Consider the following 12,753-nt stretch of genomic DNA (forward strand, 5'->3'; position numbering starts at 1 on the left):
GTGCCCGTTCTTCAGCGGGCGCGGGGCGCTCCGTACGCCCGCTCGATCCGCAGGCGCAGAACGAGGCGGCGGTCGCGGACCATGGCGGCGCGGTAGTCGTCCCAGTCGGGGTGCTCGCCCTGGACGTCGCGGTAGAGCCGGATGAGTTCCTCGACCGTCTCGTCGTGCGGATCCCGTGCGACGGGGGAGAGGTCGGCGACGCCCTCGACGACGGTGTAGGCCCAGCGGTCCTCGCTGGTCACGTGGTACGACACCCGTGGATCCCGGCGCATGTTGTGCGTCTTGGCGCGGCCGTCCGTGATCGAGACGCGCACGGTCCGCTCGTCGGGGTAGTACGCGTGGTTGACGTTCGACAGCTGAGGCCGTCCGTCGCGTTTGAGGGTGACCAGCACCCCGCCGTCGTACTCACTGAGCAGCTTGAGCAAGGCGTCCTGGCTCGTGTCGTGGGGCATGCGCTGTTCAACGCCCGGGAGCTGCCGAGGCATTCCGTTCTCGAGGTGGTCTCGCACTCGGCGGCGTGGCGTGGCGACCGGGATCGCCACGCCACGCGCTCCTTGCCGTTGAAACGGTTATCCTCAGCCGGAGCCGCCGAGTGCCGTGAGCACGGCGTTGTACGCGGGCTTCTTGTTGTAGTTGCCGTCGAACAGCAGGGGAGTGCCGCTTGCGCGCCAGGAGTACTTGTCGGTGACGCCCCAGACGGTGATGCCGGTGCAACGCGACACGGCCAGGCAGGCCTTGACCACGTTGCTGTAGCTGTTGGCCTGGGCCGTGCCGGAGCCTTCGATGTCCAGCTCGGTGATCTGCACATCGACGCCGAGGTCGGCGAAGCGCTTGAGGTTCGCCTGGTAGTCGCCGGGCACCGGTGACGCGCTGTTGAAGTGCGACTGAAAGCCCACGCAGTCGATCGGGACGCCGCGTGCCTTGAAGTCCCTGACCATGTTGTAGACGGCATTGCTCTTCGCGTTGACGCCGTCCGTGTTGTAGTCGTTGTAGCAGAGCTTGGCCGCGGGATCGGCGGCCCGGGCGGTGCGGAACGCCTCCTCGATGAAGCCGTCGCCGAGCTTGTCCTGGAAGGGCGAACTGCGCCGGGCGCCGCTACTGCCATCCTGGAAGGCCTCGTTGACGACATCCCAGGAGTGGATCTTGCCCTTGTAGTGCTGCATGACCTTGGTGATGTGGTTGTTCATCGCCGATCTGAGGTCGGCGGCGCCGAGACCTCCGACCCAGCCGGGCAGCTGGGAGTGCCATACGAGAGTGTGCCCGCGGACCTTCATGCCCCTGCTCTGGGCGTGATTGACGATCTGGTCGGCGGGGCCGAAGGTGAACGTGTTGCGGGTCCTCTCGACGGCGTCCCACTTCATCTCGTTCTCGGGTGTCGCCGAGTTGAACTCGGTGTTGAGCGTCGAGGCGTACGCGGACTCGCCCAGGTGGTTCGCCGCGACCGCGGCACCGAAGTAGCGGCCCTTCTCCGCCGCCGCGGCGCCGAGCGTACTGGCCGCCTCGGCCGTCCCCGAGAGGGCGGTGACACCGGCCGCGGCGAGCAGACCGGCCATGCCGAGCACCAGTGCGCTGCGGGCACGGGAACGCCGGAGCGGAGGCGCCGGCTCGTGACTGATGGACGTACTCATGGCCATTTCGTCCCTTCTTGCTTCAGGTCTTCCTTCCGGTTGCACGTGCTGTGTGCTGTGCGTGCTGCGTGGGACGTACTGGTGTGACTGAAGTTGATCTGGACGTCCAGATCTCCGAAAGTTTCGGATGTGTTTCCGAATTGCTGCGGAGAATTTACGGCTGCCGTTTCATGGAGTCAACGGGTATCGCGAAGGTGGATTCCGGTTGGCTTCAAGTCGCCTGAGGCCTAATTCCGTCCAATTCCACAGAACAGTCGCCGTCACTCACGAATGTTTCGAAGACGGGCGGCGGATGCCGAGAGCACGTGTGACGTCCTGCCGCCCGGGGACGCCTCACCGGAACACGTTGTCGTCCTCCCAGGCGAAGGACTCGACGGCCGGGCTGCGTCTCGCGGCTCGCGATGTCGCGTACATCGCGTCGATCTCGGCCGCGAAGTGGTGCGTGATGGCGTCCCTGCGTAGCTTCATCGACGGTGTCATCAGCCCGGTGGCCGGGTCGATGGGCTCCGGGAGGATGCGGAACACGCGGATGGACTCGGCGCGGGACACCGTGCTGTTGGCCGCCGCGATCGCGCGCATGACCTCTTCCCGCAGGGCGTTCTGCTCCCGTACGTCCCGGCTCGACGCGCCCCCCAGGGGCAGGTTCGCGCGCCAGTGGGCGAGAAACTCCGGATCCAGGGTGATCAGGGCTCCCACGCAGGGGCGGTTGTCACCCACGACGACCGCTTGATGGATGAGAGGGTGGACGCGGAGACGTTCCTCGAGGGCCGCCGGAGCCACGCTCTTGCCGCTGCTCGTGATGATGATGTCCTTCTTGCGGCCGGTGATGGCCAGATACCCGTCGTTGTCGAGCCGCCCGATGTCCCCCGTGGCCAGCCAGCCGCCGCGGAGCGCCTCCCGAGTGCCGGGCACGTCATTGACGTAACCCTGGAAGACCGAGGGGCCGTTCACCAGGATCTCCCCGTCCTCGGCCACGCGGACCTCCATGCCCGGCACGGGGCGTCCGACGGTGCCGAACTTCTGCCGGCCGACGGGCTGCGCGGTGATCCCGCCACTCGTCTCCGTGAGCCCGTACCCGTCGTGGATGAAGATCCCGATTCCCGAGTAGAAGAGGGCGAGTTGCCGGTTCAGGGGCGAGCCGCCCGAACACGCGCCGCACACTCTTCCGCCCAGTGCGGCTCGCAGCTTCCGGTAGACGGTCCGTTCGTAGAAGGCGTGCTGGGCGCGCAGTTCGAGGTTGGGCCCGGCGCCCGTGCCCAGCTGCTGCCGCTCCACGGCACCGGCGAATCGCCGTGCGATGCGCGCCGCGCGGTCGAACAGCGCACCGTGGCCCGCTTGTTGGGCCTTGCGCAGGAAATTCTTGTAGATCTTCTCGAAGACGAACGGGACGGCGAAGATGAATGTGGGGCGAAACGACAGGAAGGCCTCGGACAGCGCCTCCTGGTGCATCTCGGACTCATGGCCCATCAGGAATCCGCCGCGTACACAGATCCCTTGGACCATGAGGCCGTACACATGGGAGAAGGGCAGGAAGGCGAGGACGGCCGGCTGCCGGCTGGGCGGCGCCGTCGTGTGCGCCCAGCCGGCCAGCAGGGAGTCGCAGGGGCTCGCCAGATTGCGATGGCTCACGGCACAGCCTCTGGGGTGCCCTGTCGTGCCGGACGTGTACACGATGGCCGCGGTCGAGTCGGGGAACACGATCCGGCGCATCGACTCGACGGCCGAGAACGGTACCGACCGGCCCAGTTCCACCAGCTGCGCGAGGGACCCGGCGTCCAACTGCCAGACGTGACGCAGCTGCGGCAGCGCGGCGCAAGCCGAGCCGACCGTCATGAGGCCCTGCTCGTCCTCGACGACCACACCGACACAGTTCGCGTCGCGCAGGATCCACGCGACCTGATCGTGCGAGGAGGTCGGGTAGATCGGGACGATCTCGGCTCCCACCGCCCACAGCGCGTAGCTGAGCACGGTCCACTCGTAGCGCGTACGGGCCATGATGGCCACGCGATGCCCCGGATACAGCCCGGACGCGATGAACCCCCTGGCCAGATCGATCACTTCGTCCCGCAACTCGACCGTGGTCACCGGCGACCAGGTCGGCGGGGAGGTCTCGGAACGGCGCGCGATCTGTGGAAGCAAGGGCGTGCGCTCCGCCGTGTCGAAGAGACTGTCGGCGAGTCCTCCCTGCATCAAGGGCAGAGCCGAGGACGGAACTTCGGACACATGCATGCGCCGCTCCAGCATTCTTCTCACAGCGCCCTCGGGGATGGAGGCTTGGGGCCGAGAGCGTTTGAAATCTAGTCCACGCCGACGACAGCCGTGTCCGGAACCGACAAGTGACTTGATCCCGATGGTCTTTCCAGGCCGGATGGGGCGTTCCGTACGAGGCGATGGCCGGGACGGCACGCGCGGGGATGAGCAGGCCCGTACGGGACGGACGTAGTCATGGGTATGCCGCTGTTCATGGCGATCAGGCACACCGAACCGGCCGCCACCGCGCCCGCTTCCGACGGTCTTGCCCCGGCGGCCGTCGGGAGCCTGCGCAGCCGCATCGAGGTGCTGCGGCGGCACCGGCGATGGCTGCTCCCGCTCGTCGTGGCCGTACTGCTGGGCCAGATGGCCGCCGCGATGATCACCACGGCCGTGCAGCAGACGCCGACCATCGACGAGCCCGTGTACGTGGGGACGGCCGAGGTCTACCTGGCCCAGCGCGACCTGCGCTTCAACCCCGAGCATCCTCCGCTGGGCAAGCTGATCATCGCGTCCGGCCTGGCGTTCACCGATGTGCACCTCGACCCCGGCTTCACCGGCGACCAGACGGCGCTCGGACGGCATGTGCTGTACGAATCGGGCAACGATCCGTGGCGCGTGATGCTGTTCGCGCGACTGCCGGTGATCGCGCTGACCCTGCTGTTCGGCCTGGTCGTCTTCGCGTTCGCGCGCGATCTCGTCGGTGCGGCGGGCGGGGTGGCGGCGCTCGCGCTGTACGCGTTCTCGCCCGACGTCATCGCGCACGGATCGCTGGCCACACTCGACGTACCCGCGGCCGGTTTCCTGCTGACCTCGGCGTGGCTGCTCCGGCGGGCCCGCGGGCAGCCGCTCCGCTACCTCCCGCTCGCCGGTCTGGCTCTCGGCGCGGCTCTGGCGACACGCATGAACACCCTGGCGGCGGCGCCCGTCCTGCTGCTCCTGGCCGCTGTGTCGTACTGGTCCGCCCGTCGCACACCCGGCCTCGACCGGCGCGGGACGCTGCGACTGATCGCGTACGGCTCCCTGGCGGCGGCCGGTGTGGCGCTCGTCGCCGTAGCCGTGGTGTGGGCCACCTACCTGGCCGTCGACCCCCGGCCGCCCTGGACGACGCCGAGGAACGTGCCGGACATCGGCGGTAAGCGCGGCCTCGTCACCGCCTGGCTGCCCGTGCCGGAGCCGTACCGGGACGGTATGCGCATCCAGTTCGGCATCGAGTACTCGACGAAGGGCGGCGGCTTCCTGTTCGGCCGGCGCTACTTCGGCTCGCTCTGGTACTACCTGCCGGCCGCGGTACTGGTGAAGACACCGCTGGGCATGCTCGCCCTGTGGGCGGCCGGTGCCGTGACCCTGCTGACGGTTCGTCGCCTGCGGCCCGCGGCGCCGTACCTGCTGCTGCTCCCGGCGGTGCTGCTGGCGGTGCTCCTGGACGGATCGCGCGGCTTCGGGGTCCGGTACGCCATCTTCATGCCGATGTTCCTGGCCGTCGCCGCGGCCGGCGTACTCATCCACCGCACACGGTGGGCGTATGGGATGACGGCGGCGCTGGTCGTGTTCGTCGCGGTGAGTTCGCTGCGGACCTTCCCGTACTACCTGCCGTACTCCAACGAGGCGTTCGGCGGGCCCTCGAAGACCCACCAGCACCTGCATGACTCGAACGTCGACTGGGGTCAGGATCTGGGACGGCTGGCCGAACATCTCCGGCAGCGCTACCCCGATGAGCGGGTCTGGCTCGGTTACAAGGGCAGCGGGATCCCGTCGTACTACGGCATCGACGCCCGCGATCCGCTCAGGGCGAAGCCGGAGGAGGTGCGCGGGCTGCTCGTCGTCTCGAATTCGGCGGTCGCCAAGGCCGAGCCCGGAGGACCGCTCGAGGCGCTGATCGAGTCCAGCAGGCCGATCGACGAGGTCGGCCACTCGATCACGATCTTCCGCCGGGACTGACAGCGTTGCGGGGGAGGGGGAACGGGTGGGGCGATCGCGGCTGCCCGGCGGTGGCGCGCTCCCGCTTCGCGCCTCCGCCGGGCAGGCTGCCGGTGTCAGGCCGCGGCGGGCGTGGCCTGGGAGAGCTGCTGGATGACCTCGGTCAGGCCGGCGACAACCTCGTTGTCATCGGAGGGGTGGGTCTCCGCGAAGCGGGTGACCGAGCCGGGGATGGAGAGCTTGACGTCCTCCAGGACCGTGGCGCCTGCGACGCCCGCGGACTTGCGGACGTCATCCTGCGCCCACACGCCGCCGTACTGGCCGAAGGCGGTGCCGACCGCGGCGACCGGCTTGCCGGAGATCGCGCCGGCGCCGTACGGGCGGGACAGCCAGTCGATCGCGTTCTTCAGCACGGCCGGCATGGTGCCGTTGTACTCCGGCGAGAACAGCAGGAAGGCGTCGACCTGACCGGCCACGGCACGCAGCCGGGCGGCGGCCTCGGGAACGCTGCCCTCGACGTCGATGTCCTCGTTGTAGAACGGCACGTCGGCCAGGCCCTCGAAGAGCGTGATCTCGACACCGGCGGGAGCGTGCTTGACGGCCGTCTCGGCGAGCTGACGGTTGTGCGAACCGGTGCGAAGGCTGCCGACGAGGGCGAGGATGCGTACAGACATGGGTGGTACTCCAGAAAGAGTGGGCCGGAACAAGCGGACCGTGGTCCGTTGAATGTTGTATCACCTAACCGGACCGCGGTCCAGTTCTGTCCGCGACTAACCGGACCGCGGTCCACTTCTATTCCCCGCGGCGCTACGCTGAAGCCATGACCGAGCCGCTCCCACTCTTTCCGACCGCGCAGGCACCACCCTCCGGGCAGGTGGATCTCACTCTCACCGTGACCGAGGAGCGGCCCCGGCTGCGAGCCGACGCCGCACGCAACCGCACACGCCTGCTGGAAGTGGCCGCCGAACTCGCCGCCGAGCGCGGGATCGGGAACGTGACCATGGAGGCCGTCGCCACCGCCGCCAAGGTCGGCAAGGGCACCGTCTTCCGGCGGTTCGGCGACCGCGCCGGGCTCATGCTCGCCCTCCTGGACCACCACGAGCAGCAGCTCCAGACCGCTTTCCTCACGGGGCCGCCCCCGCTCGGGCCGGACGCGCCCGCCGCCGAGCGCCTGCGCGCCTTCGGCCCGGCCGTCATCCGCCACGAACGCGCCCACCGCGACCTCTACCTGGCCGCCCACGGGGACCTGGCCCGCCATTACAACAGTCCGGCGAATCACCTCAGGCTCGGCCATCTCGCCCTGTTGCTACGGCAGTTGAAGGCGCCCGGCGACATCGAACTTGTGGCACACACACTGCTCGGCTATCTCGGCACCCTCCTCGCCGACCACCTGCTCACCCAGCGGGGGATGTCGGTGGAGCGACTGGAGGCCGGCTGGTACGACCTCGTCGAGCGGCTGGGAGCGGCCGCGTAGCGGACACCGTATAAATTCGGCCACGGGCGGCAACCTTTGTGCGACCGGTGGCGACAGAGGGGTGCGGGACCGACCCGAACTGCACACCCCTGAAGGACAGCAACGACGTGGGTAAGAGAGCAGCCCATCGCGGGCCGCGGCGAAATCAGTCGAACCGCCGGAGAAACGTGCTGATCAGCGCGCTGGCCGCGGTTCTGACCTGCGGCGCGATCGTCGGCGGGGTGCTCGTGTCGGCCTCCGGGTCCGGACCCGATGCCGGGACATACCAGCTGGTGAACGCCGGCGACGGTACGTGCCTGGCCGAGCCGTCGAGCGGCGCGCAGCTGGGCGGTGCGGCCTGTGACGGTGGAGCGGGGCGGGTCTGGCAGCTCACGGAGTCCGGCGAGGGGTTCAGGGTGAAGGCCGCGTCCGGCGGTCTGTGCGTCGACGTGCAGAGTGCGTCGACGTCGGGCGGCACGGCTGTGCAACAGCAGGCCTGCGGCGACGGCACCTCACAGGTCTGGAAGGCGAGCGAAGCCGGCGAGGCGTACCACCTCGTCAACGGCAAGAGCGGCAAGTGCCTGAACCTCAAGAGCGGCCTGGCCCAGCAGGACTCCTGTGACAAGGCGAGCAGCAAGAGCTGGAGCCTGCGGGCAGTGTCCGACCTGTCTCCGACGCCCACGACAACCCCGTCGTCCCCGTCGGCGTCTCCCTCGTCATCGGCGTCGCCCTCGGTATCCCCGTCCGCCTCCGTCTCGCCCTCGAAGTCGCCGGGCAAGCGCGCCGAACCCACCGCATCGGCGACCCGCCCGCGTACGCCTTCCCGGGACACCGCCCTCGGCGCGTGGCCGAACGCCCCGGCGGGCGAGCCGGTGTCCGCCACCATCGAGGTCTCCGGCAGTTACGACGGCGGTATGAAGCGCTACTCCGGTTCCGGCGCACTGGGCGGCGGCGGTCAGGACGAGGACCAGGACGCCCTGTTCGAGCTGGCCGACGGCGCCGTGCTGAAGAACGTCATCCTGGGTGCCCCGGCCGCCGACGGCATTCACTGCCTGGGCAGTTGCACCCTGCAGAACGTGTGGTGGGAGGACGTCGGAGAGGACGCCGCCACCTTCAAGGGAACATCGGCCTCGGCCAAATACACCATCGACGGCGGCGGCGCGAGGAACGCCGACGACAAGGTCTTCCAGCACAACGGCGCCGGCACCGTGACGATCAAGAACTTCCAGGTCGAGAACTTCGGCAAGCTCTACCGGTCCTGCGGCAACTGCGACACCCAGTACGAGCGCCATGTCGTGGTCAGCAACGTGAAGGCGACCGGCCCCGGCAAGTCGCTGGTCGGCGTCAACGCCAACTACGGCGACACCGCCGACCTCTCCGGCATCACCATCGTCGGCGGCGAGATGAACGTCTGCGAACGCTTCCAGGGCAACGACTCCGGCGACGAACCGACGAAACTCGGCAGCGGCGCGGACGGCACCCACTGCCGCTACAGCTCCGCCGGCATCAGGTACCGGTGAGAACCGCGTGGATGACGCGTCGCGCGATGCTCGCCATGACCGGATTCGTGTCCTGGTAGTAGCGCAGTTCGTCGAGCGCGATCGACAGCGCCCAGCCGCGGCCTCGCTCCCAGGCGGCGTCATCGCGTTCCAGAGCGGAGCGGAAGACGCCACGCGCTTCGGCCGGCAGCACATACCAGGCCGCGATCAGATCGACCGCCGGATCGCCCAGGCCCAGGCAGCCGAAGTCGATCACGGCGCTGAGCCGCCCGTCGGCGAGCAGGACGTTTCCCGGTTGCAGGTCCGCGTGGATCCAGACCGCCGGACCGGGCCACGCGGGGGCGCCCAGGGCCGCCTCCCATGCGGCGGTCGCAGCGCCGGGGTCGACGACTGAGCGCAGTTCCTCGATTGCGGCACGTGTCGTCGCGTCCCGTGCGGCCAAGGGCTCGCTGCGATACGAGGCAGGTCCGTCCGCGGGATCGATCCGGCGCAACGCGGCCACGAACTCGGCCAGATCCTTGGCGAGTCGGCCGGGTTCGGCGATACATCCGACGGCCGGAGTCTCGCCGTCGAGCCACTGGTAGACGGCCCACGGCCATGGAAAGCCGTCGTCGGGTATGCCCTTGACCAGCGGTACGGGAACGGCGACCGGAAGCGAGGGAGCGAGCCGGGGCAGCCACCGGTGCTCCTTCTCCACATCGCCCGCCGCCCCCTCGATACGGGGCAGCCGCACGGCCATGGCCCCGCCGAGCCGGAACATGGCGTTGGCCGTACCGGCGGACTCGATCCGCTCGACTGGAAGATCCGCCCACTGCGGAAACTGCGCCGCGATCAGTCGACGTACGTCAGACACGTCGAGGTCGATCTCGTCGGCATGCATCTTGCCGCCGCCCATGAGCACCTTCCTGAAGTAAGACTGTGGCCGACCGCCATACGAACGTTCCAGCACTTCACCCGTCAACCGATTTCCGTACGCTTGAGACATGGGCGGCGGCGTCGTGACGCTGTTCCTCTGCGGCGATGTGATGCTCGGGCGCGGCGTCGACCAGATCCTTCCGCATCCCGGTGACCCGACACTGCGCGAAGGCTACGTCCGCGACGCCCGCTCCTACGTCGAGTCGGCCGAGGCCGTGAACGGCCCGATCCCCGCGCCGGTCGAGCCCTCCTGGCCCTGGGGCGACGCGCTCCGGGTGCTGGAGGAGGCCGCCCCGGACGCCAGGATCGTGAACCTGGAGACGGCCGTCACCCGCAGCGACACCTTCGAGCCGGGCAAGGAGATCCACTACCGGATGCACCCGGCCAACATGCCCGCCCTGGCCGTGGCCCGGCCCGACGTCTGCGTCCTGGCCAACAACCATGTGCTGGACTTCGGCCACCCCGGTCTCGAGGAGACGCTCCATTCGCTGTACCGGGCGGGTCTGCGGGCGGTGGGAGCGGGGCGCAACGCCGACGAGGCGCATGCGCCCGCGACGGTGACGGTCAGCCGCACCGCACGTGTGCTGGTGTTCGCCCTCGGGCTGGAGTCCAGCGGCATCCCGCCGGGCTGGGCGGCCACCGAGTACGTGCCCGGTGTCGCCCATGTCGTCGAGCCGTCGGCCGCCGCTGCCGCCGAGACGGTCCGGCGAGTGCGGCAGGAGAAGCTGCCGGGTGACATCACGGTCGTCTCCGTGCACTGGGGCTCCAACTGGGGTTACCGCATCCCCCGGGAGCACATCCGCTTCGCGCGCGCTCTGGTGGACGGCGGCGTCGACGTCGTCCACGGGCACTCCTCGCACCATCCCCGCACCATCGAGGTGTACCGCGACCGGCTGATCCTCTACGGCTGCGGCGACTTCATCGACGACTACGAGGGCATCACGGGCTACGAGCGCTACCGCGACGACCTCCGGCTCGCCTACTTCGTCTCGGCGGAGGCGGACACCGGACGGCTGGCCGGCCTGCGCATGGTGCCGCTGCGGGTCCGGCGGATGCGGCTGGAGCCCGCGACCGACGAGGACCGGGACTGGCTGCGCACGACCCTCGACCGGATCAGCGACTCGGTCCACATCACCCTGGATCCCGACGGCGCGCTCGCACTCCTGCACCCGGCCGCCGCGCACGGCACCCCGGCGACGGAGCCCGGCCGATGAACCGCCGACTGCGGCTGACCCTCCTCGGCGTAGCCGATGTCCCGACGCTCAGCCGCCCCCGCCCTCGTCGTACGGGTCGCGCGGGGCCGGGACCGTTTTGGCCTCGGTGACGTCGATGAAGGGGATGACGCCGTCGTTGACCGGATCCCTGGTCTGTTTGCCGGTGTAGGTGCCGGTGACTTCGAGCCAGGTGTCGGGCTGCAGGACGGGAGGAGTCTTTCCCGCCAGGCCGACCTTGACGGGCTGGCCGTCGGCGGCGCAGCAGTTGAGCTCCATGCGGACGAGGTACGGCGTACCGCCCCGGTCCAGGGCGACAAAGCCGGTGATCTTGATCTGCCGGTCGTGGAGGTCGCGTCCCTGGTCGTAGGCCGCGCGGCCGGCGTAGTCGACGAGGCTCATCCGTACGGGGTCGCCCGCGGGAAGGTCTTCGAAGCCCCACGGTTTTTGGAGGGCTGTGCCGGTGCGCATGGCGCTGTAGGAGCCGAGCGCGGGCGGGGCGACCAGGATGAGCGCGAGGATGGGCAGGGCGAGGAGCCAGGCGACGCGCGGTTCGCGGTGGGCGTGACCGTGCCCGTCATGGTGCTCGATCCCGGACTGGTTTTCGGACTGGTCCTCTGCGGCCTTCCCTTTGGTCGCGTGCGGCCGTCGCAGCTCGTACCAGACAGTGGCGACGGCGGCGACGATCAGGACGACGCCGGCCACCAGCAGCAGCGGACGCAGACCGGCCTTGACGTACCGCAGGTAGAGATCGGTGAAGCTCGCGTGCAGCAGCGCCCCGCCGATGAGGAACAGCACCGCTGCCTGTGCCTGTCGGCTCACAGCAGCACCGCCCCGACCAGGACCGATATCAGGACACCCAGGGCGAAGGTCACGGGGGCGAACCGCAGCGCGAAGCCACGGCCGAACGTGCCGACCTGCATGGCGAACAGCTTCAGGTCGATCATCGGCCCGACCACGAGGAACGCCAGTCGCGCCGTGAGCGAGAACTGCGACAGGGACGCGGCCACGAACGCGTCGGCCTCCGAGCAGATCGACAACAGCACCGCGAGGACCGCCAGGGCGAGCACCGCGAGGACGGGGTTGTCGGCCGTGGCCTGCAGCCAGCTCGCCGGAACCACGGCCTTCAGGGTGGCCGCGGCCATCGCGCCGATGACGAGGAAACCGCCCGCGTGCATCACGTCATGCCGTACGGATCCCCAGAACGCCGCCCCCTTGCCCAGGCCCTCCGACTCAGGGCGGGCCGGCGGGCGCAGCCAGTCGCTGCGGCCGAGCCGCTGCCACAGCCAGCCCATCGCACAGGCCACCAGCAGACTCGCCACGAACCGCGCGAGGACCATCTCCGGCTTGCCGGGAAACGCGACGGCGGTGGCGGTCAGCACGATCGGGTTGATCGCCGGAGCGGACAGCAGGAACGTGAACGCCGCCGCGGGCGCGACGCCCCGGCGCACCAACGCTCCGGCCACCGGCACGGAAGCGCACTCACAGCCGGGCAGCACCGCCCCGCCCATCCCGGCGACTGGCACCGCCAGGGCGGGCCGTTTCGGCAGCGCGCGGGCGAAGAACGACGCCGGGACGAACACCGCGATGACCGCCGACAGCAGGACACCGAGGACGAGGAAGGGCAGGGCCTGCACCACCACCGCGACGAACACCGTCATCCAGCTCTGCATCACCGGCGTCGACACGGCCTCGCGGATCGGTCCCTGCAGCGCCACCACCACGAGCAGCAGCATGATCAGGACGAGCGACGAGTCGACCCGCGACCCCCGCGGCTCGTCCGCATCGCGCCGATCGCCCCGGGGCGGGGCCGCCTTGGTGATGGTCACAGGTGGGATACCTCCAGCGTGGAGGGGCTTCGCGGGCGGATTTCCCTC

General features: G+C 69.6%; 10 protein-coding genes and 1 pseudogene. 4 read left to right on the forward strand and 7 right to left on the reverse strand.

All coding sequences use genetic code 11. From position 1 onward, the window contains the following. Positions 1–11: 11 nt before the first annotated feature. The 3 genes and pseudogenes from OP79_RS10785 to OP79_RS10795 all read right to left on the reverse strand — a co-directional run bounded on the left by OP79_RS10785 (position 12) and on the right by OP79_RS10795 (position 3,857). Positions 12–452: a PPOX class F420-dependent oxidoreductase gene (locus tag OP79_RS10785; RefSeq protein WP_033319904.1), complete on the reverse strand. Its 441-nt coding sequence runs from the start codon at positions 450–452 to the stop codon at positions 12–14. A 126-nt stretch (positions 453–578) separates the two neighbouring features. After that, positions 579–1,553: pseudogene (locus tag OP79_RS10790) on the reverse strand (glycoside hydrolase family 10 protein); the annotation flags it as partial. Positions 1,554–1,961: 408 nt separating this feature from the next. Beyond that, complete coding sequence (locus tag OP79_RS10795; protein WP_033319823.1) at positions 1,962–3,857, reverse strand: AMP-dependent synthetase/ligase; 1,896 nt, start codon at positions 3,855–3,857, stop codon at positions 1,962–1,964. A 222-nt stretch (positions 3,858–4,079) separates the two neighbouring features. On the opposite strand from OP79_RS10795, the gene OP79_RS10800 reads away from it, so the two are divergent. Then, on the forward strand, positions 4,080–5,819 hold the full coding sequence (locus OP79_RS10800) for a glycosyltransferase family 39 protein (RefSeq protein ID WP_425428558.1): 1,740 nt from the start codon (positions 4,080–4,082) through the stop codon (positions 5,817–5,819). Positions 5,820–5,914: 95 nt separating this feature from the next. Here OP79_RS10800 and OP79_RS10805 read toward each other — a convergent pair whose 3' ends face one another. Next, positions 5,915–6,472, reverse strand: a complete 558-nt coding sequence (locus tag OP79_RS10805) for an NAD(P)H-dependent oxidoreductase (RefSeq protein WP_033319824.1) — start codon at positions 6,470–6,472, stop codon at positions 5,915–5,917. Positions 6,473–6,618: 146 nt separating this feature from the next. Between OP79_RS10805 and OP79_RS10810 the strand changes: the two genes are divergently transcribed. Continuing rightward, entirely contained in the window at positions 6,619–7,272 is a 654-nt protein-coding gene (locus tag OP79_RS10810) for a TetR/AcrR family transcriptional regulator (RefSeq protein ID WP_033319825.1), read from the forward strand. A 167-nt stretch (positions 7,273–7,439) separates the two neighbouring features. After that, positions 7,440–8,771, forward strand: coding sequence for a pectate lyase (locus OP79_RS58485; protein WP_037973517.1), 1,332 nt, complete (start codon positions 7,440–7,442; stop codon positions 8,769–8,771). On the opposite strand, the gene OP79_RS10820 is transcribed toward OP79_RS58485, so the two are convergent. Then, entirely contained in the window at positions 8,758–9,645 is an 888-nt protein-coding gene (locus OP79_RS10820; protein WP_033319826.1) for an aminoglycoside phosphotransferase family protein, read from the reverse strand. The two genes, OP79_RS58485 and OP79_RS10820, sit on opposite strands and share 14 nt — an antisense overlap. 88 nt (positions 9,646–9,733) lie before the next feature. Between OP79_RS10820 and OP79_RS10825 the strand changes: the two genes are divergently transcribed. Then, complete coding sequence (locus tag OP79_RS10825; protein ID WP_033319827.1) at positions 9,734–10,879, forward strand: CapA family protein; 1,146 nt, start codon at positions 9,734–9,736, stop codon at positions 10,877–10,879. A 48-nt stretch (positions 10,880–10,927) separates the two neighbouring features. On the opposite strand, the gene OP79_RS10830 is transcribed toward OP79_RS10825, so the two are convergent. Continuing rightward, on the reverse strand, positions 10,928–11,698 hold the full coding sequence (locus tag OP79_RS10830; protein WP_033319828.1) for a TIGR03943 family putative permease subunit: 771 nt from the start codon (positions 11,696–11,698) through the stop codon (positions 10,928–10,930). Beyond that, the gene (locus tag OP79_RS10835) at positions 11,695–12,705 is read right to left on the reverse strand and encodes a permease (protein WP_033319829.1); all 1,011 of its coding nucleotides are present in this window, start codon (positions 12,703–12,705) and stop codon (positions 11,695–11,697) included. Before OP79_RS10835 ends, OP79_RS10830 begins: the two co-directional genes overlap by 4 nt. Positions 12,706–12,753: the final 48 nt, after the last annotated feature.

It is taken from the genome of Streptomyces yerevanensis, from assembly GCF_000716805.1.
GTDB lineage: Bacteria > Actinomycetota > Actinomycetes > Streptomycetales > Streptomycetaceae > Streptomyces > Streptomyces flaveus.